This window comes from Vibrio sp. 970, assembly GCF_033339075.1.
In genome coordinates this window covers 1-584 of record NZ_JAWOTW010000585.1, presented here as the reverse complement: position 1 = coordinate 584, position 584 = coordinate 1, and the positions used below count along the sequence as shown (strand labels likewise).

General features: G+C 43.7%; 1 protein-coding gene and 1 pseudogene. Both read left to right on the top strand.

Annotation, left to right across the window (positions count from 1 at the left end; genetic code table 11):
* A pseudogene (locus tag R7Q11_RS28030) lies at positions 1–137 on the top strand (exonuclease sbcCD subunit D); the annotation flags it as partial.
* 9 nt (positions 138–146) lie between these two features.
* Positions 147–584: AAA family ATPase (locus R7Q11_RS28025; protein WP_225467213.1), on the top strand; the 438-nt coding region annotated here is incomplete at its 3' end.

The window sequence follows — 584 nt, the reverse complement described above, 5'->3', positions numbered from 1 at the left end:
AAATGGCGCAAGCTAAGCTCGCTCGCAGTGAAATTGACATGTTCAAAGATTTCTTTGCTGAAGCGCAGGATAGTGAATTATCCAATGAGCAAGAGCAAGCAATCAGCGACATCATTAAGCAACTTTCACAGCAGTAAGGGCCAAATATGAAACCAATCAAACTCACGATGCAAGCCTTTGGTCCGTTTGCGAAAACAGAAACTATTGATTTTGAAAAGCTTGGAAGTAATGCTTTATTTTTAATTAATGGACCTACTGGCTCAGGTAAAACCTCGATCTTAGACGCGATTTGCTTTGCGCTATATGGCGAAACCACTAGCAATGAACGTCAAGGGATCCAAATGCGCTGTGATTTAGCATCGCCACAGCTACTAACGGAAGTAACTCTAGATTTCTCTTTGCATGGCAAACTTTACCGAATGACTCGCGCGCCGGAGCAAGAAGCTCCGAAAGCCCGTGGTGAGGGCTTGACCGTTCGCAAACACACGGCGTCATTGTATGAATTGGGTGAGACAGAAAAACTCATCACCAGCAAAACGACCCAAGTTAAAACTGAGATCACTAATATTATCGGTTTGAACGAA